Source organism: Kribbella turkmenica (assembly GCF_004348725.1).
Taxonomy (GTDB): Bacteria; Actinomycetota; Actinomycetes; order Propionibacteriales; family Kribbellaceae; genus Kribbella; species Kribbella turkmenica.
In genome coordinates this window covers 16,902-35,718 of record NZ_SMKR01000066.1, presented here as the reverse complement: position 1 = coordinate 35,718, position 18,817 = coordinate 16,902, and the positions used below count along the sequence as shown (strand labels likewise).

Annotated in this window: 19 protein-coding genes and 1 riboswitch; of the genes, 4 read left to right on the top strand and 15 right to left on the bottom strand. The window is 70.5% G+C overall.

Annotated features, from left to right (window positions below):
• The 9 genes from E1218_RS16885 to E1218_RS16845 all read right to left on the bottom strand — a co-directional run.
• The coding region (locus tag E1218_RS16885; protein WP_132321154.1) for an adenosylcobinamide-GDP ribazoletransferase at nt 1-686 on the bottom strand (686 nt) is incomplete at its 3' end.
• Nucleotides 683-1,213 carry a bifunctional adenosylcobinamide kinase/adenosylcobinamide-phosphate guanylyltransferase gene (locus E1218_RS16880; RefSeq protein ID WP_132321152.1) on the bottom strand — a complete coding sequence of 177 codons (531 nt, stop codon included), beginning with the start codon at nt 1,211-1,213 and terminating at the stop codon, nt 683-685. The genes E1218_RS16880 and E1218_RS16885, both read right to left, overlap by 4 nt.
• Nucleotides 1,206-2,051, bottom strand: coding sequence for an ECF transporter S component family protein (locus E1218_RS16875; RefSeq protein ID WP_132321162.1), 846 nt, complete (start codon nt 2,049-2,051; stop codon nt 1,206-1,208). Before E1218_RS16875 ends, E1218_RS16880 begins: the two co-directional genes overlap by 8 nt.
• 2 nt (nt 2,052-2,053) lie before the next feature.
• Nucleotides 2,054-3,664, bottom strand: a complete 1,611-nt coding sequence (locus E1218_RS16870; protein WP_132321150.1) for an ABC transporter ATP-binding protein — start codon at nt 3,662-3,664, stop codon at nt 2,054-2,056.
• Nucleotides 3,661-4,761 (bottom strand): CbiQ family ECF transporter T component, encoded by a 1,101-nt coding sequence (locus tag E1218_RS16865; protein ID WP_132321148.1) that lies wholly within the window; start codon nt 4,759-4,761, stop codon nt 3,661-3,663. Before E1218_RS16865 ends, E1218_RS16870 begins: the two co-directional genes overlap by 4 nt.
• Nucleotides 4,762-5,481, bottom strand: a complete 720-nt coding sequence (locus E1218_RS16860; RefSeq protein WP_132321146.1) for an SCO2322 family protein — start codon at nt 5,479-5,481, stop codon at nt 4,762-4,764.
• 89 nt (nt 5,482-5,570) lie between these two features.
• Nucleotides 5,571-5,723, bottom strand: a riboswitch (cobalamin riboswitch).
• 27 nt (nt 5,724-5,750) lie between these two features.
• Entirely contained in the window at nt 5,751-5,960 is a 210-nt protein-coding gene (locus tag E1218_RS16855; RefSeq protein ID WP_132321144.1) for a hypothetical protein, read from the bottom strand.
• Nucleotides 5,957-6,967: an aldo/keto reductase family protein gene (locus E1218_RS16850; RefSeq protein ID WP_132321142.1), complete on the bottom strand. Its 1,011-nt coding sequence runs from the start codon at nt 6,965-6,967 to the stop codon at nt 5,957-5,959. Before E1218_RS16850 ends, E1218_RS16855 begins: the two co-directional genes overlap by 4 nt.
• A gap of 43 nt (nt 6,968-7,010) precedes the next feature.
• Nucleotides 7,011-7,598, bottom strand: a complete 588-nt coding sequence (locus E1218_RS16845; protein ID WP_132321140.1) for a DUF3043 domain-containing protein — start codon at nt 7,596-7,598, stop codon at nt 7,011-7,013.
• Between the two features lie 170 nt (nt 7,599-7,768).
• Here E1218_RS16845 and E1218_RS16840 point away from each other — a divergent pair, with 170 nt between their 5' ends.
• The 4 genes from E1218_RS16840 (at nt 7,769) to E1218_RS16825 (ending at nt 11,345) form a co-directional block, all read left to right on the top strand.
• Nucleotides 7,769-8,584 (top strand): PspA/IM30 family protein, encoded by an 816-nt coding sequence (locus E1218_RS16840; protein WP_132321138.1) that lies wholly within the window; start codon nt 7,769-7,771, stop codon nt 8,582-8,584.
• Nucleotides 8,581-8,856, top strand: a complete 276-nt coding sequence (pspAA, locus tag E1218_RS16835) for a PspA-associated protein PspAA (RefSeq protein ID WP_132321136.1) — start codon at nt 8,581-8,583, stop codon at nt 8,854-8,856. Before E1218_RS16840 ends, pspAA begins: the two co-directional genes overlap by 4 nt.
• A 265-nt stretch (nt 8,857-9,121) precedes the next feature.
• On the top strand, nt 9,122-10,648 hold the full coding sequence (locus E1218_RS16830; RefSeq protein ID WP_233712276.1) for a sugar transferase: 1,527 nt from the start codon (nt 9,122-9,124) through the stop codon (nt 10,646-10,648).
• 139 nt (nt 10,649-10,787) lie between these two features.
• Complete coding sequence (locus tag E1218_RS16825) at nt 10,788-11,345, top strand: RNA polymerase sigma factor (protein ID WP_165949296.1); 558 nt, start codon at nt 10,788-10,790, stop codon at nt 11,343-11,345.
• A gap of 33 nt (nt 11,346-11,378) precedes the next feature.
• On the opposite strand, the gene E1218_RS16820 is transcribed toward E1218_RS16825, so the two are convergent.
• From E1218_RS16820 to E1218_RS16795, 6 genes are read right to left on the bottom strand one after another with little or no spacing between them, the layout of a single operon-like run.
• Nucleotides 11,379-11,753, bottom strand: a complete 375-nt coding sequence (locus tag E1218_RS16820; RefSeq protein WP_132321132.1) for a hypothetical protein — start codon at nt 11,751-11,753, stop codon at nt 11,379-11,381.
• A 5-nt stretch (nt 11,754-11,758) separates the two neighbouring features.
• A complete protein-coding gene (locus tag E1218_RS16815) occupies nt 11,759-13,396 on the bottom strand; it encodes a right-handed parallel beta-helix repeat-containing protein (protein ID WP_132321130.1) in 1,638 nt (545 codons plus the stop codon).
• Between the two features lie 33 nt (nt 13,397-13,429).
• Nucleotides 13,430-14,632, bottom strand: coding sequence for a glycosyltransferase (locus E1218_RS16810; protein WP_132321128.1), 1,203 nt, complete (start codon nt 14,630-14,632; stop codon nt 13,430-13,432).
• Entirely contained in the window at nt 14,629-15,867 is a 1,239-nt protein-coding gene (locus E1218_RS16805; RefSeq protein WP_132321126.1) for an O-antigen ligase family protein, read from the bottom strand. The genes E1218_RS16810 and E1218_RS16805 overlap by 4 nt, the downstream gene beginning before the upstream one ends.
• A gap of 1 nt (nt 15,868) precedes the next feature.
• Nucleotides 15,869-17,500 (bottom strand): hypothetical protein, encoded by a 1,632-nt coding sequence (locus E1218_RS36095; protein ID WP_165949295.1) that lies wholly within the window; start codon nt 17,498-17,500, stop codon nt 15,869-15,871.
• Entirely contained in the window at nt 17,497-18,714 is a 1,218-nt protein-coding gene (locus tag E1218_RS16795) for a Wzz/FepE/Etk N-terminal domain-containing protein (protein ID WP_165949294.1), read from the bottom strand. Before E1218_RS16795 ends, E1218_RS36095 begins: the two co-directional genes overlap by 4 nt.
• Nucleotides 18,715-18,817 lie beyond the last annotated feature (103 nt).

Below are 18,817 nucleotides of genomic sequence, written 5' to 3'. Positions count from 1 at the left end.
GTACCGGCCAGTCGCCCGGCGGGGAAAGTGAGATCGGCACCGGTCAGCCAGGTCAGGACCACAGCGGCAGCCAGTACGGCGCCTGTCGTGAGAACGGCTGTGACCGGCCGGACAGTGCCGGCGACGGTGGCGCCCAAACCGTCCGGCCGAGCCGAGGGAATCGTCGTACGACAAGTCCACGGCAGAGTCAGCCGGCCGGCCGTCGTGGCGATCAGGACGGCTTGCCATCCGAAGCCGGACCGGACGCAGGCGGTCAGGGCGGCGACGTCGATTAGCAGCACGCCGATGATCGCGACGACACCGAACGGTCCGATGTCGCTCTGCTTCATGATCCGGAGCATCGTCTCGCGGTCCCGGCGGCTCCCGAGCGCGTCCGAGAAGTCGGCCAGGCCGTCCAGGTGGAGCGCGCCGGAGAGGGCCACGACGACCAGCACGCCCAGGACGGCGGCCAGCAAATCGGCATCCGGCCGCAGAACCTGGGCGACCGCCACCACTGCGGCTGCGATCGCACCGATCACGCCCCCGACGCCAGGTGCCAGCACCATCGCCCGTCCACCGACCGCCCGATCGACCCGCGCCGGCATCCGTGCGGGCAGCACGGTCAATGTCCCGACCGCCAGCCAGCACCCGTCAGCCCAGCCACCACCCGGTGGACGGCGGCGCCCGCCCGGCTCGTGGGCTTTCATGTCAGCGGAAGGGTCCGGCCGGCGATGGTCCACAGAACCAGGTCGGAGCGGAGGGAGACGGCGGTGTTGAGCCGGCCCATCAGATCGCGGAAGAGCCGGGTGCCGGCGTCGGCCGGAACCACGCCCGAGCCAACGTCATTGCTGACGGCAACGACCACGCGCGTCGTCCGGGACCACGCCTCGGCCAGCTGGTCGATCTCCTGCTCGACCAGTTCGGCCCGGCCCAGGTCGGACCACAGATCGAGCGTGTCCATCGTCCGCGACAACCACAGGGTCAGGCAGTCGATCAGCATCGGCGGGCCGGCGGAGTCCAGCAACGGCACCAGGTCGATGGTCTCCGCCAGGGCCCACGACGCGGGCCGCCGGGCGCGGTGCCTGGCGATCCGCTGGGCCCACTCCGGGTCGGACTCGCCGTCTCCGCCGGTGGCGACGTACAGGACGCCGGGCTCGGACCTCAGCCGGCGCTCGGCGGCGACCGACTTGCCGGACCGGGCACCGCCCAGGATCAAGGTCCGCTGCTCAGCCATCGCCTCTCCTCGACTCGAACACCACCGGAACCTCGAACGCCGCCTTGCGCGCCGTCCGGCGGAAGGCGCTCAGCACCGGCCGCCCCAGCGTCAGCACCAGTACGGCGCACAGCACGCCGCGCGGAATGTCCCACCCGAGGGAGGTCGCCACGACGAACAGGAAGTACCGGTGCAGGTTGTCCGCGAGCGAGTCACCCGGGATGAACGAGAAGTCGCTGCCGAACGTCGCGTACGGCCAGAACCACAGGTTCATCACCACGCCGTAGAGCACCCCCGAGACGAGTGAGTACGCCGCCAGCACCAGCAACTCCGCCCGGCCGCCGGCCCTGGGCAGCAGGCCGGCCAGGCACCCGACCCACGCGCACGCGAACATCTGGAACGGCATCCACGGACCGACCCCGCCACTGATCATCGCCCCACCCAGCAGCGACACCGCACCCAGCACGAACCCGAAGCCGGCGCCGAACGCCCGGCCCGCCAGCACCAGCAGGAAGAACCCAGGCTCCAGCCCGGCAGTGCCCGGCCCGAGCGCCCGCAATGCGGCTCCGACCGCCGCCAGCATGCCGAGCAGCGAGATCACCTTCGCATCGATCCCGGACTCCGACAGCTCAGCCAGTACGACGGCCACCAGCAACGGCAGCAGCAACACGAACAGCCAGGGCGCGTCGGTGGTGTGTCCGATCGCAGACTGTCCCGCCTGCTCGGTCTGCCACAGCAACGGCCACCCGAACGCGAGCAAACCGACCAGGGACGCGAGCACGAGGGCCGCGGTACTCCGCGGTTTCAGCCGGACCAGGGTGAAGGGCCGGGCGGACGCCGTACTGCGCCGGCGAAGCATGGTCACGACGCCCGTTCGAGCGCGGTCGCGACCTCGCCGACGGTCAGGAACGGCAACGGCGCAAGGATCTTCGCCACCTGCGGCGCGAACGCCGGCGACCCGGCGATGACGGTCGCGGTCTCGCCGTCGCTCACCAGCTCACCCTCGGCCAGCACCAGCACGCGTGTGGCGACCTCTGCGACCATCTCCACGTCGTGCGTCGACAGCACGACCGCGTGACCGGCGGCGGCGAGCTCCCGCAGGATCTCCACCAACCGTCGCTTGGCGCCGTAGTCCAGCCCGCGTGTGGGCTCGTCCAGCAGCAAGAGCGGCGGAGCTCCACACAGTACGACGGCCAGCGCCAGACAGAGTCGTTGTCCCTCGGACAGGTCACGTGGGTGCATCTTGTCGTCGATGTCCGGGGCCAGGCGGTTCAGTAGTGCCCGGCAACTCCCCGCCGGCACCCGGAAGTCGTCATCGGCTCCCGCGCACTCGTCGGCGACCGTGGCCGCGTACAGGAGGTCGGCGGGCTCCTGCGGCACCAGGCCGACCGCCTTGACCAGCTTGGACGGCGGGGTACGACGCGGGTCCGCGCCGGCCGCGGTGGCGGTGCCCGACCGTGGCGCGACGATCCCGACCAACGCGTTGAGCAGCGTCGACTTGCCGGCACCGTTGCGGCCCATCAGCGCGACGACCTCACCGGCGTTGATGCTCACCGACACACCGCGCAGCGCGGTCACGTTGCCGTAGCCGACCACCAGATCGCGGCAACGCGCCAGCTCGTCGCCAGTGGTCGCAAGCGGTCGCAGCGGCGCAACCTCGCCCAACCGGGTGCGCAACGCGACCGCGGCCCGCCGTGCGTCCCGGACGGACAAGGGCAGCGGCATCCAGCCCGCCAGCCGTCCCAGCTCGACCACCGGCGGCGCGACCGGCGCAGTGACCATCCGCTCGGCCGGAAGCCCGGTGGACACGGCAGCCGATCCACCGGGTACCTCGATCACCCGGTCGGCGTACTGGATCACGCGCTCGAGGCGGTGCTCGGCCATCACCACAGTGACGCCCAGGTCGTGCACGAGCCGCTGCAACGCGGCCAGGACCTCCTCGGCAGCCTGCGGATCCAGAGCCGACGTCGGCTCATCCAGCACGAGCACAGCCGGGTGCGAGGTGAGCGCCGCCCCGATAGCGGTCCGCTGCCGCTGCCCTCCGGACAGAGACGTCAACGCCCGGTCCCGTACGTCGGCCAGTCCGAGCAGATCCAGGGTCTCCTCGACCCGGCGCCTCATCACGTCCGGCGTCACCCCGAGCGACTCCATGCTGTAGGCGAGTTCGTCCTCGACCGTGTCCGTGACGAATCCTGCCATCGGGTCCTGACCGACCATGCCGACCACATCGGCCAGGTCGCGGGGGCGGTACTCCCGGGTGTCCCGGCCGTTGACCAGCACTCGCCCGCCGAGGGTGCCGCCGGTGAAGTGCGGCACCAGTCCGTTGATCGCCCGCAGCAGGGTGGACTTGCCGGAGCCGGTCCGCCCGATCACGAGCGCCAGCTCACCTTCGGGGACGGTGAAGCTTACGTCCCGCAGGGCGGGTTCCGTGGCGCCGTCGTACGTGACCGTCACGCGGTCGAACTCGATCATGCGGCCACCAGGTGACGTCGAGGAGCCTGCAGCGGCGGCGCGACCAGCGCAGGAGCCAAGCCGATGAGGATGCCGGCCACGGGCAACAGCGGAACCGGCGGAACGACCAGTGGACCCGCCAGCACCAAGCCCTCGACGCCACGCACCGCGGCGGTGATCATCGCTGCCGCGGCCAGAGCACCCGAGCCGACGACCAGCCACTCGGGCAGTGCCCACGGATCCGGCCGGTACTGCGTCCGCGTCACCCGCTGGCGGCCGACCGCCATCGCACTCACCGCCAGCAGCAGGCCGACGACCAGCGCCGCCGCGGCGAAGGGAAACTCCATGGCGTCGGTCAGCAACGCGTAGACGCCGAGCAGGATGCCCAGCAACCCCAGCAGGACGCACACGCCGGTGAGCCGGCGCTGGCTCCGTGGAACCTGCGCAGTACGCCCATAGCCGCGGGAGTCCATCGCCGCAGCCAGTTCCACCGACCGGTCCAACGCACCCTCCAGGACCGGCATGGCCGTCGTCCGGAACGAGCCGCGGGTGCGGCCGCGCAGCCGGCGGGCGGCCCGGATCCGGCGCGCGTCGGTGACGAGCTGCGGAGCGAAGGTCAGCGCGACCACGCAGGCGACACCCATCTCGTAAAGGGCCCCAGGCAACGACTTGAGCAGCCGCCGGGGACTGGCCAGCGCGTTGGCCGCGCCGATGCAGCACAGCATCACGGCCAGCTGGCCGCCGTCGTACAGTGCGGTCAGCAACGCCTCGAGCGTCACCTCACCGCCGAGCTTCACGCCATTCGCCCAGTCGGGCAACGGGATCTCGGGCAGCGTGAACAGCACCGTGTTGCCCTGCGAACGCGTGGACAGCAACGCCTGCAGGACCACCCGGACACCGATGACCACCAGGCCGAGCTTGAGGAACGCCGTGTAGCTGTTGGCCCAGGGCGCGTCGCTCCGCCGGGCGGCGACCACGAAGCCGGTCACCGCGAGGATGAGCACCAGCAGCACCGGGTTGCGTGTCCTGCTGGCCGCGACCGCCATGCCCAACGCCCACAACCACCAGGCCCCCGGGTGGAGTGCCCGGGGGAGTGTGAGGTGATGGACCGTACGCACTCAGCTCTGCTGACTCGAGCGCCGCCGGCTCAGCACCAGACCACCACTGCCGAGTACGGCGACCCCGACTACGGCCGCGATGATCGCGACCCACGGTGCACCGCCGTCCGACGCTGAGGACTGACCGGACTCCGCAGCGGCCGGCGCGGCCGTCGATCCGACCGCCGCGTCGATCTGCAGGGTCACCGGCTCGTCGGTCGCCGGGACGGTGATGTTCTTGACCTGGTCGCCGCAGCCCTTGGCCGGGTAGCCCTCGATCCCGCAGGTCAGGCCCTTCTCGATCCGGACCGGAGCGACCGCCGCCAGGATCTTCGCACCGGTCGCGTTCACGTCCGTGACCACGCAGGTGCCGGTGGCGGGACCCGGCGTCTCGCCGCTGAGCGCGTCCTCCGGCGTACCGGGGTCGACGACCAGCGCCACCCGCTTCTTGCCGGTCTCGGCCGGGGTCTTCCCGCAGACGGCCTCGAAGTCGCCCGCGGCGCGCGGCACCCGCGGCTTGGCGCCGCCGACGGCGTACCGCCAGCCCTCCACCGCGCCGTCGGCCGGTACGACGACGTCGGCGCCCTTCTGGGCGAAGGCCCACTGGCCCCCGCTCCACTGGTAGTAGCCCCAGAAGCGGTAGCCGTCCTCGGCCTGGGCGGTGGTCGCGACGGTCCCCGCCAGCAGGAAACCCGCCAGCAGGCTGAGGACCAGTCGTCGTGCGGTCCGGTGTGCAGTCATCTCGTGTCCTCGATCGGGCCGCGGCCCGGTGGAGGAAGTCCCGCCTGCACCGGCAGGATGGGGCTCCACCCGCGGACCACGGCGGGTAGTTGAGCCTGTCTGCCTGGGTGACAGTGTTCCGGCTCGCCACCAGGGGTGGCCTACGGTTGCGGGTCAGCGCCGGACTTGGACCGGCTTCCCTGTCACACAGGAGTGGTTCAGCGGCAGCTTAACAAGCAGGAACCCGGGCCGACGTCGCGGAGGACGCCGGCCCGGTTCCGGTGGAGGGACTACTCGGGTGCGGCGAGGCTCATCGGGCCGTAGACCTCACGGCCGTCCTCCAGCAGGAAGACCTGGCCGACACCACGCTCGGCGAGGTCACGCCACGTCTCGCCCAGCCAGCTCTCCGCGTCACCCTGGGCGGAGAACTCGGCGCCGCCGACGTCGCCCGGGTCGACGGCGGCACCGGAAGCGGTCTCGAACCGCCAGCTCCAGCTCATGAGCCCGGCCGGGTCTGCGGCGCGTTCTGGGCGGTCTTCGCCGGGTCGCGCTCGACGATGCTGCCGAGGACCTCGTCGATCCGCTTGAGCACACTCTCCTCGAGCTTCACGCCGGAGGCCTTCACGTTCTCGTCGACCTGCTCGGGCCGGGAGGCACCGATGATGGCCGAGGAGACGTTCGGGTTCTGCAGCACCCAGGCGATGGCCAGCTGGGACAGCGACAGCCCGGCCTCGTCGGCGACCGGCTTCAGCTCCTGGACGCGGGTCAGCACGTCGTCGTTCAGGAACCGCTTGATCATGTTCGCGCCGTTGGCGTCGGTGGCCCGGGAGCCCTCCGGCGGCTGCCGGCCGGGCAGGTACTTCCCGGTGAGCACACCCTGGGCGATCGGGGAGAACACCACCTGACCGATGCCGAGCTCGTCAGACGCCGGGACCACCTCGGCCTCGATCACCCGCCAGAGCATGCTGTACTGCGGCTGGTTCGAGACGAACGGGATGCGCAGCTCGCGGGCCAGCCGGTGGCCCTCCTGCAGCTGCTCCGCGGTCCACTCGGACACGCCGATGTAGAGCGCCTTGCCCTGCCGGACGACGTCGGCGAAGGCCTCCATCGTCTCCTCGAGCGGCGTCTCGGTGTCGTACCGGTGCGCCTGGTAGAGGTCGACGTAGTCGGTCCCGAGCCGCTTCAGCGACCCGTTGATCGACTCGTGGATGTGCTTGCGGGACAGGCCGGTGTCGTTCGGTCCGCCGGGGCCGGTCGGCCAGTAGACCTTGGTGAAGATCTCCACCGACTCGCGCCGCTCACCGGCCAGCGCCTCGCCGAGGACCGACTCGGCCTTGGTGTTGGCGTACACGTCGGCCGTGTCGAACGTGGTGATGCCGGCGTCCAGCGCCGCCCGCACACATGCCTTGGCTTGATCGTTCTCCACCTGGGACCCGTGCGTGAGCCAGTTCCCGTACGAGATCTCGCTGACCTTCAAACCACTGTTGCCGAGATAGCGGAAGTCCATACCCCGACCCTACTGGGCCCCGGGCGGCGGTCGCGCGGCAGTCTCAGGACGGCTTCTCGCCGCGCTTCACCATCGGCTTGGGCAGCCGCCAGCGGCGCATCTGCATGGTCCGCCGGACGGCGTAGAAGCCGATGCCCTTGGCCGACTCGTTGGGGAACTTCGCCGCGACCGCCTTCTTCAGCCCGCCGGTGAGCAGGAACCAGTCGCCCGCGATCAGCAGGATCATCGCCAGGAAGAGCAGGTTGACCGTGCCGGCCAGCCAGGGGAAGGCCGGCGAGAAGACCACGCCGAGCAGCGACACCACCAGCAGGATCGGCAGCGCGAACTCCATCACCGAGTACCGGGCGTCCACGTAGTCGCGGGCGAACCGCCGGACCGGGCCCTTGTCGGCGGCCGGCAGGTACCGGTCGTCGCCGGTGCGCATGGCCTCCTGCATCTTCACCCTTTCGGCCCGGACCTTCTCCCGCCGGTACGCCGCCGCCTCCTTGCGGTTGCGCGGCTTCTTCAGCGCGGCCTTGCGGGCGGCCTCGGCCTCCTTGCGGGTCGGCGTGGGCCGTCCCTTGCCGCCCGGCTTGCCCTGGGGCTCGACGGGTACGGTGGTATCTGTCTCAGACTTGGTACGACGGAACACGGGGTCTGAACCTCATTCGCAGGGCAGGTCGCGACTCGGGGTGGTCCCCGGACCTCACGACCACTTTATCGGGGCCGGTCCTGATGGTGTCGTGACCCGTGGGGACATAGGGTGGTTTGCACGCACGCCGGGTCGACTATCTCGCCGGCACAGAAGGGGTACGGATATCGATGAGCATCTTCAAGCGGATGTCGACGATCTTCAAGGCCAAGGCGAACACCGCCTTGGACAAGGCCGAGGATCCTCGCGAAACCCTTGACTACTCGTATCAGAAGCAGCTGGAGCTGCTGCAGAAGGTACGGCGGGGCGTGGCCGACGTGGCCACCAGCCGGAAGCGGGTGGAACTGCAGGCCTCCCAGCTGCAGTCCCAGTCGGCGAAGCTGCAGGAGCAGGCCCAGAAGGCGCTCTCGGTGGGCCGCGAGGACCTGGCCCGCGAGGCCCTGACCCGCAAGTCCGGGCTGCAGGGCCAGATCGACGACCTGCAGACCCAGCACGCCCAGTTGCAGGGCGAGGAGGGAAAGCTGACGCTGGCCTCCCAGCGGCTGCAGGCCAAGGTCGAGTCCTTCCGGACCCGCAAGGAGACCATCAAGGCCACCTACACCGCGGCCGAGGCGCAGACCCGGATCAACGAGGCCTTCTCCGGCATCTCCGAGGAGATGAGCGACGTCGGCCTGGCGGTTCAGCGGGCCGAGGACAAGACCCAGCAGATGCAGGCGCGGGCCGGCGCGATCGACGAGCTGCTCGCCTCCGGCGCGCTCGACGACGCCACCGGCACCAGCAAGGACAGCATCACCCTGGAGCTGGAGCGGATGTCGTCCAACTCCGACGTGGAGAACGAGCTGGCCGCGATGAAGGCCCAGCTGTCCGGCGGCAGCGCCCCCAAGGAGTTGTCCGGTGACAGCACGCCGGGTGCCGCCGAGGCCCAACAGCCCGCGCAGCAGCCGGCAGCCGAGCCGGTGCGACCGCAGGACGGGGACGCCCGATGATCGTGCGCATCATGAGCGAGGGCCAGTGGCGCCTCGCCGACGAGAAGCTCGACGAGCTGAACAAGGTCGACAGCGAGCTGGAGGCAGCCGTGTCGGCCGGCGACGAAGAGGCCTTCCGGACGTCCTTCGCCGCGCTGCTCGACTTCGTTCGATCGGGTGACAAGCTGCCCGACGACGAGCTGCACGACTCCGACGTGATCCTGCCGCCGAGCGACAGCTCGCTGGCCGAGATGCGCGAGCTGATCAGCGGCGACGGGCTGATCGCCGGCTGACCACCCCCGATCGGCGCCCCGACCCGGCGGCCGATCACCGTACGTATCAGCAACGAGACCCCCGGAACCTGTTCAAGGGTTCCGGGGTCTTGTTTTCGCCGCTGGAGTGGCGTGCGGGTAAACACTCGCGTTTGCTACTGTCCGACACCGGGTTCACGTAGTACTCTCTGGATCACGCTGCTGTGGGGGCGGCGTTGTTCGAAGTCCGTGACGGGGTGTGGGTTGGTCACGGGTTTCGCTGTTCACCTGTGGGGGGTGACTGTGCGTGACTGAAATTGTCATGTCCGAGGGGTTGGCCGAACCGGCTGATCTCCGGCCGGCGCCGTCGGGGGAACGACGTCGGCCGGTCTGGGTGGTACCGGACGAGGTCCCGGCGATCGTGCCGCGTGCGGCGCGGCTGACCGAGGCCCGGTGGGTGGCGAAGTACCGGTGGGCCGCGCTCGCCGGTGACCTGGCCGCCGCCGTGATCGGTGGATCGCTGGCGCTCGTCGCCCGGTTCGGTGCCCAGATCGACCTCGGCTACATCCTGCTCGGCGCCGTACTGCCGATCGCGTGGCTGGCCTGTGTGGCGCTGGAGCGGGGGTATGAGACGCGGTACTTCGGCACCGGGCCGGAGGAGTTCCGATCCATCATCCGGGCCGCGGTCGCGCTGACCGCGCTGATCGCGATCACGTCGTACGCGATCAAGCTGGAGCTCGCGCGTGGTTTCGTCGTGCTGGCGGTGCCGATGACCTGCCTGGCGGCGATGACCGGCCGCTGGGTGCTGCATCGCAGCATCTCCCGCCGGCGCTTCGCCGGCCGGTGCATGCGGAAGGTGCTCGTTGTCGGACGCAACGACCAGGTGACCACGCTGCGGCGGCACCTGGAGGAGCGGCCGGCCGACGGGTACGTCGTGGTCGCCACCTGCCTGCCTCGCGGCGACGCCTTCGAGGAGCCGGAGCCCGAGCGGCTGGGCCGGACCGAGATGGACATCCTGGCCGCGGTCGACCAGTACGAGGTCGACGTGGTCGCGGTGGCCGCGGACCCGGAACTGGCCGGGCACTCGCTCCGCAAGCTGTCCTGGGCCCTGGAGCAGCGTGGTGTCGACCTGATCGTATCGCCCGGCATCGTCGAGGTCGCCGGCCCGCGGATCTCGATCCGCCCGGTCGCCGGCCTGTCGCTGCTGCACCTGGAGCGGCCGTCGGTGAGCGGCGGACCGCACCTGCTGAAGAGCATCTTCGACCGGGTGGTCGGCTTCCTGCTGCTGATCGGGATCGCGCCGGTCCTGCTGGTGACCGCCCTGCTGGTGAAGCTCACCAGCCGTGGTCCGGTGCTGTTCCGGCAGACCCGGGTCGGTCGCGGCGGCGAGCGCTTCGAGATGCTGAAGTTCCGCACGATGGTGGTCGACGCCGAGGAACGCAAGGCGGAGCTGCAGGTGCTGAACGAGGGCAACGGCGTGCTGTTCAAGCTCCGCGACGACCCGCGGGTGACCAGGGTCGGCAAGTACCTGCGCCGGTTCTCGATCGACGAGCTGCCGCAACTGGTGAACGTGCTCCGGGGGGACATGTCACTGGTCGGGCCGCGCCCGCCGCTGCCGGCCGAGGTGGCGCGCTACGCCATCGAGGACGAGCGCCGGATGCTCGTGAAGCCCGGTCTGACCGGTCTGTGGCAGGTCAGCGGGCGCAGCGACCTCACCTGGGAAGAGTCGATGCGGCTCGACCTGCGGTACGCCGACAACTGGTCGATCGCGCTCGACCTGCTGATCTTGTGGAAGACCGCTCGCGCCGTTCTCGGTCGCGACGGCGCCTACTGAAACCCGCCCCCGGGCCATCTGCCGGCCGGGCGGCGCAGCACACCTGCTCCTAGCTCTGTGTACGACGACAGCAGTGCGTTCCCGAGGGGGGAATCCAATGTTGCAGCAACTCAGTGCCGAACCCGGCACTGACGAATCTATGACCGACGACGGACCGGTCCGGTCCGAGGCCGCGGCCCTGGTGATCCAGGCCGCGTCCGGCGACGAGGGAGCGTGGAGCCGGCTGGTCGACCACTACGCCCGGCTCGTCTGGGCCGTCACCCGCAGCTTCCGGCTGAGTGACAGCGACGCCGCCGACGTCTCCCAGATGGTCTGGCTGCGGTTGCTCGAGCACATCCACCGGGTCGACCCCGAGCGGGTCGGCGCCTGGCTGGTGGTCACCACCCGCCGGGAGTGCCTGCGAGTGCTCGCGTTCCGCAAGCGGGTGCTGCTCACGTACGAGTCGGCCGCGTTCGAGGGCGTGCCGGGCGACCAGCCCGAGCTGGACGCCGACCTGCTCGCCGACGAGCGGGCCGTCGACGTACGGCGGGCGCTCGAGAGCCTGCCGGACCGGTGGCAGCAGTTGATGGGCATGCTGATGGCCGATCCGCCGGCGCCGTACGCCGAGATCTCCGCGACCATCGGCATCCCGATCGGCAGTATCGGCCCGGTCCGCGGCCGGTGCCTGGAGAAACTCAGACTGCTGCTTGCCTCCTGAAGCAGCACCCGGCGACCGGTCTGGACCGAGGGGTCAGAGCATGACCCACGCGGTCCGGACCGGTCGCTGTGTCGTGCCCGGCCAGCGGAGCAGGAAGCTCACCAGCCGTGCGCCCGTCGGCCCGTCCTCCGACCCCCGTGACTCGACCACCACCGGACCGGTGGGGGAGACCCGCAGTTCGATGGTCAGGTCGCCCCGGCCGCGGACGTCGACGTCGAGGGTGACCCCGTGGCCGGCGAACCGGAGCGCCCGGACCTCGTCGCGGCGGCTCTCCGGGGCGTCGACCAGGCTGTCGAAGACCAGGTCGAGGACGTCGAGATCCCGCTCGTGCCGCCCGAACGCGGCGTAGCCGACCGAGCGGAGCAGTGCGATCTGCTCACCCGCGGCGCGCTCAGGGGGCCCGATCATCGTCCTCAGCGCTCCCCGACCACCTTGATCACGCTATCCGGATCCTGTCCGTACGGCGCACCCTGCCAGGACGCCCACGGCACCCGGTTGCCCTGCCCGTGCACGATGAAGTTCCACGGCCCGCGGTAGGTGTTGTCGTAGAACTTGTTGCCCTGCTCGTGCGTGATCGCATCCTGCACGGTGGCCTGCTGGTACGGCGACCACGTCGGGAACGTGCCCCAGTTGGAGAACAGGCCGTTGTAACCGCAGCTGGCCCGGGTCGCGCAAGCCTTGCCGACCTTGTTCGGATCGAGGGAGAAGATGTTGTCGTGCACGTGCACGTTCTGGGTCTTCCACCGGCAGTCACTCAGGTACGGCTCGCTCTTGATGGTGTTCGCGTTGCAGGTCTGGGCGGTGACCACGGACGGGTTGACCAGGGTGCCCGAACCGGTGCTGGTGTTGGCCGCCGAGCCGGCGAACCGGTCTGCGTTCTCCCACAGGATCACGCCGGCCCAGTTGTCGGTGAACACGTTCCCGCTGATCTCGAAGGTCTGGTTGAACACCCCGGCGACCCGCCTGTCGCTGCCGGACTCGGAGATGTACAGCGCAGGCGTCGGGAAGCCCTGGTTCTGCGGACCTTTGCCGAGGCCGTTGCGGGCGAACGTGTTACCGCGGATGCCGGCGTTGTAGCTGGTCTCGTAGACGATGCCCTCGGCCAGGTTGTTCGAGATGTAGTTGCCCTCGATCACGAACCCGGTGTTGTTGGTGTCCGCCCAGAGCCCGGCGCTGTGGTTGTCGTGCACCCAGTTGCCCCGGACGACGGCCCCGGTGACCTCCCAGAACTTGCCGCCGCCGGTGCAGCCGCAGCCGACCTTGGCGGCCTCCCAGTCGTCGGTGTTGTTGCCGGCGATCTCGTTGCCCTCGATGGTGATGCTCATGACCTTGTCGGGGTTGTAGGCGTTGAACCCGTACTGGCCGTTGTCCTGCAGGCAGTTGCCGCGGACGATGTTGTGGTCGCCGACCATGACGCCGGCACCGGCGTTCAGCCGGATCGTGTTGGCCTCGATCGTCCACCGGGCGGCCGCGTCGTGGTTGACCACACCCTCGTCGTTGTTGGTCCGGGGCGCCCCGAAGTTCTGGATGGTCAGGTTCTTCACCGTGACGCCGGCGGCGTAGCCGGTGAACGCGTAACGGTTGCGTTTGCGGCCGTCCATCACCGCACCGGGCGCGCCGATGTAGGTGTTGCCCTCCTTGGGAATCACCTGGGCGTAGGGCGCGGTACCGAGGGTGTGCGTGCCGGCGGTCAGGTAGAACGTCGTGCCGGCCGGGCTCTGTTCGGTCAGCTGGTTCAGGTTCTGGGTCGGGTCGACCACGACCGCCCCGGCCGGAGCCTGGGCCGGCCCGGACAGCGCGGTGACGTTGTTGCAGACCTTCGCCGGCGGAGTCGTCGGCGCGGCCGGCGGCGGCGACTGCTGGGCCGCCGTCGGCGTCGGGGCCGGACCGTTCTGTGCCTGCCCGGGCGACCGATCGCCTCCGGCGACGGTGAGGTAGACCGCCACCAGGGCGGCGACCACGATCAGGGCGGCGGCGCCGATGATTCGTGCGTCGCGGTACCACGCGGTGCCCCGGCCGGTGGCCGGAGGGGGCGGGTCGCGATGTTCCATGACATTTCCTTCGGGGGGCACTGGAATCAGGTCTCAGCGGTGTGCGGGGGCCGGATGGCGGACGGCGAACCGGTAGATCTCGAGCAGTTGCTCGAGGTTGTGCGGCGGCTGGTGCTTCTCCTCGTACGTCTTCCGGGCGCGCCGGCCGAGCTCCTCGTACCGGTCCGGTGCGGTGTCGACGTCGAGCAGCAGCTTGGCCAGCGAGTCCGGCCGGCCGGGCTCGAACAGCATGCTGTCGACACCGTCCTCGATGAGGTCCGGGAACGAGCCGTGGCCGGACGCGAGCAGCGGTACGCCGACCGCCATCGCCTCCACCACGACCAGCCCGAACGTCTCCTCCCACTCCGACGGCAGGACGACCGCCCGGGACCGGCCGATCAGCTCGAAGACCTCCTGCTTGCTCATCAGCCCGCGGAGCTCGACCGACGGCCGCTCGGCCGCCCACGCGGCCACCTCGCCGACCAGCGGACCGCCGCCGGCGATCACGAGCCGGAGCGCGTCGTCCCCCGCGATCGCCCGGTACGCGTCCCAGCCCTTCATCAGCAGCGGTGCGCCCTTGGCCGCGTCCAGCCGGCCGACATAGCTCACCTGCCGGTCCCGCGGGCCGCCGAGCGGACCGTCGTACGGGACCAGGTTGTGCTTGACGAAGGTGCGGTCCGGATCGAAGTCCATCCCGGCCATCAAACTGCGCTGGGACTCGGAGATGAAGATGTACGCCGAGACCAGATTGCGCCACGTCTCCCGGTGGCCGCGGGTGTTCAGGACCGTGGTCGCGGTGGCCAGCTTGGATCCGCGGTAGCACCCGTGCCGCACGCCGGGCAGCGGATTGCCGCGGGCGCAGTCGTGGCAGACCGTGCCGTCGCGGAAGAAGTCCCCGCTGGCGCACAGCAGTTTGTAGTTGTGCAGCGTGATCACGGCCGGCACGCCGGCGTCGCGGCACGCGTACAGGATCGCCGGGCTCAGCAGCGGGAACGTGTTGTGCACGTGGACGACGTCCGGCCGGAAGTCCGCCAGCACGGCGGCCAGGTCGCGCCTGCTCGCCGGGTTCCAGACCACCCGGGCCGGCAGGGTTGCCTTCTGCCAGGCCGGCCAGTCCTCGATCTCGTCGCTGAACCGCTCGAAGTGCCGGACCTCGTGCCCCAGCTCGGCCAGTGCCGCGCTCTCCTGGTCGACCACCCGGTTCTCGCCGCTCGGAGCGGTCGACCGGTACCTGTTGTGCACCAGCAGGATCTTCATCGCGCTCCCTCACGGGGGTTCAGGTTGTAGACCAGCGACGCGGCCAGCGTCAGCTCCAGCAGGTACGGCGACGCCTCGCTCAGACCGCTCTCCGTGAACGACGCGACCACGCAGTACGCGACCAGGAAGAGCGCCAGCGCGCGCTGCGGACCCTGCGGCCGGAACCACGCGGAGGTCAGGACGAACAGCACGAGGACGATCGTGATCGCGACACCGACGAGACCGACGTCGTAGTACGTGCCCAGCCAGTTGCTGTCGATCGGCAGGCCGTTGAACGACTTGTTCGACAGCCCGAAGCCGAAGAAGGTCTCGAAGGTCGACCGGGGCGCGGCCAGGATCGACTCCCAGACCGCCCGGCGGCCGGTGAGCTCGGTCACCTCCTCGGAGTCCTGCCCACGCGCCAGCCAGGTACTCACGACCGAGCCGAGGGTGAGTGCCCCGACGGTGAACCCGGCGACGCCGATGGCGAGGAACCTCCGGGCCCGGGTCCGGGCGGTGAACAGGCTCAGCCCGGCGATCAGTACGCCGGCCAGCATCGCGACCAGCGCGGTTCGGGTGTGGGTCAGCAGCAGAACCGGTAGGGCCACCAGCACGCTGGCGAGCGCGACACCGCGCCGGAGCAGCCCGCAGAACCAGAGCACGGCGGTCAGGCCGGCCGCGACCGCGGCGTAGTGCCCGACCTGGGTCGGCGGGATCGGCCAGATGACGCCGTGCAGCCGGTCCTCGAACATCGCGGTACCCGGCGCGACCGCCAGCCCCACGACGGCGCTACCGAGGATGAACCACAGCACGATCAGGTGGGTCCGTACCAGCAGCAGGTCCCGCCGGGTCCACCACGGCGTCAGCAGCCACAGGACCAGCACGAACGCGAACAGCCGGCTCGCCCGGAACAACGAGCCGCCGAGAAACTCCGCCCGGATGCTGGCCAGCAACGCCTCGGACGCCAGCAGGAGCAGGAGGAAGACGAAGACACTGGGCCGGACCCGGACCGGCCGGTTCACGGTCAGGACCAGCATCAGCGCACCCACCAGCGCCGCCTGCGCGATGAGCTTGCCGACCATCCCCGGGATCGGGAGCAGGTACGGTGCGCCGGCGAAGAACGTCATCACGTTCAGCACCAGCAGGCCCCAGACCAGCTGGACCCGGCGCCGCCGGCGGACCTCGGGCGCGACCGCCCGCCGGGTCGGCCGGAGGTCGATCCGGTGCGTCAGCCGCTCACTCAGCCCGACGCTCATCTCATCGGCCGAACATCTCGACGTCCACGGACCGGGCCGGAGCGGCCTCGGTCTCGGCGACGCCGACGCCCTCGTCGGTGCGGTCCGGACGGAGCACCACGGCGGTGTCGATCTCGAGCCCGGCCAGCCGCAGCATCTCGCCGGTGGCCTGGATCTTGGTGGTGGTCGACCGGCCCGCGGTCACCACGACGGCGGCGTGCGACGCCCAGGTGCCCAGGTGGTCGGCGCCCAGTTCGGGCGTCAGCGTGGCCAGGGTGAGCACCAGGTCGGCGACCTCCCAGGCGGCGTCGAGCGCCAGGTCTCCCGAGCTCGACGGCCGGCTGGTCTCACCCAGCAGCAGGTAGCTGCCCTGCGCCGGCGCGCCGTCCGGGTCGGGGACGTGCACGTCGATGCGCCGGTGCGGCTCGCTGAACCGGGACTCGTGCGTACCTGGGGTCTTCACCCCGAGCATCCCGGCGAGCATGCCGGTCCCGGACAGGTCGGCCACCAGGACGTGCTTGCGCTCCTCGGCCACCGAGACCGCCAGCGAGGCCACGACCAGGGCGCAGGTCCGGAGGTCGTCGACGCTGACCACCGCGATCGCCGGCGTCGGCCGCTCGCCCCAGAAGATCCGCTGGCCGAGGTGCTGGACCATCAGCCGGATCTCCGGCAGCCGCCGCTGCGACGCGCGCAGGTACCGGGGGAACGGCAGCACTCGCCAGCGTGGCGGTCGTTCGCTGCTCAGCCGGACGCGAGCGCCCAGCGCCCGGGCGATGTCCTGGCGCTTCCACAGCCGGTCGGAGATCAGCGCCCGAACGATCACGAAGCCGAGCCCGAGGAACAGGCCGGCGATCAGCCCGGTGCCGGCGTTGATCGCCAGCGTCCGCTTGGCCGAGACCGGAACCGGCGCGGCCAGGTCGAGGATCCGGCTGCTGTTCATCCGCGAGGCCTGCACCTCCTGGTCCAGCATCTGCTGCCGGACGTACTGCACCCGGTCGCGGGCGACGCCGAGCCGGATCATCTGCGGGCTGTTCGGCCGGGCCGGCTCGTCCGGGTTGTCACCGGTTGCCACGACGGCCTTCTCCGCCACGTCGAGCGCGGCCTCCGCCGTCGTCAGGTCACGCCTCAGCGGGACGTCCTGCAGCGCGATCTGCTCCTTGCGGAAGATCAGGAACACCTGCGCCAGGACCGTCGCCTGCTTGGTGGCCAGGTCGGTCGCGTCGGCCTGCACCTTGATCTCGAGCACCCGGTCCGTCATCGCCACCGCGGTGTACCGCTTGATCAGCTCGTCCGGAGTCTCGGGCAGCTTCAGCAGCTCGATCACCCGCTGCGCGACCGTGTGCGTGGTCGCCAGGCTCACGTCCGTGGCCATCGCCTTGGCCGGGTCGTCGCCGTCCTTGTGTGTCAGCAGCAGCCGGGTCGAGGAGACGTGCGGCTGCGGCAGGGCGTAGGTCGACCCGAGGCCGCCGAGCAGACCGACGACGGCGAGCAGCAGCCAGATGCGCAGGTGCCGGCGGATGGCGTCGCGGAGAAAGCGAAAGGTGACCAGGCTGTCCGGCGGGAAGGCGTTCGTCGATTCGTCGACGAACAGCCCGTCGTCGTCGGTCCAGCGGGGGTCGGTGGCCGGCGGTGCGTTGTACGGCTGGTTGCTCATTTGGTCCTCCTCGCGGTGGTCCCGGTGAGGAGGGTGGGCAGCCGCGAGCCGGAGCGGCGCGCGGACTGCGAGACGCGGCCGATGGTGCGGTCGGTCGGATCGGGGTCGGTGACGACCAGCCCGTCGACGGTGCGGTCGTCGGCCGCGGCCGCGACCGCCAGCCGGGCCAGCTCCTCGGCCGTCACCGTGCCGGCGGACAGCGCGACGATCGTGTTGGTCGTCCGGGTGGTGCCGGCCAGGTGCGGCGCCTCCCGGTCGACGATGACCAGGTGGATGTCCAGGGCAACCTGTCCGGCCGGCTCCTGGTGCGTGTCCACCACGATCGAGGTGGAGATGCCGATCGAGTTCGCCAGCGCGGCCAGCTGAGGACCGAGCGGCAGCGCCTTGTCGTCGCCGGCGAACGAGATGACGGTCAGCGAGAGCTGCGGGCCGCCCCGCACGTCCAGGCCGAGGTGGTGCAGCGTCTTGCGCAGACTCCACGCCTCGACCGCGGTCGGCTGGTAGTGCTCCAGCAGGTACTCCCAGTCCGACACGTCGGTCGCCCGGTACGACGAGACCGATGCGAGCACCGGCAAACCGACCGCGTCGGCGATCTCGTCGCGCAGCCGCAGCCGCCGGTCGCCCCGGGCCTTGGCCAGTACCCCGATCGAGCCCGCGATCGCGCCGGCGAGCGCACCGAGCAGCCCCCAGATCCCCAGATGGACCGCCAGGTTCCCGCCCCGTGCGGTCGTCGCCTGCTCCAGCACGCGCGCCCCCGTTTTCTTCCCCAGGTCGCCGGGCAGTACCTGGTCGGTGGTGATGAAGACCAGGTAGACCTCGGCGACCGCGTTCGACAGCCGCATCGACTGCGCTGCCGTCGTGCCCTTGGCATCGATCTTGATGACGTCGTCGGTCACCGCGGTCACCTTGACCCGGTCCCGGACCACCTTGGTGGACAGCGCCGGGCTCAGGTTCTGGCCGGCGCTCTTCAGCACCGGCTCGCTCTCGGCGATGAAGACCTGGGTCTCGATGCTCTGCGTTCCTCCGGCCTTCTCCGCGTCGGCGGCCGGAGGCGGCGGCAGCACGACGAGCGAGGTGGCCGTGTGCATCGGCGGCACCAGCAGGCCGTAGCCCACTCCACCGAGCAGGCCGACCGCTGCGACGGCAGCGACGATGAGACGGTGCCGTCGAATGGCCCGCCAGGACTTCTTGACGTCGAGCTGCTGCGCACTCACGTGTCCACCTCGCTTCGCTCGGCTATGACGTGAGCGCCGGCGCAGTTCTGCTTGTCGGTTCGCTCGCTACGCTCGCTCACAGACCCCTCCAGTCGAACGCCAC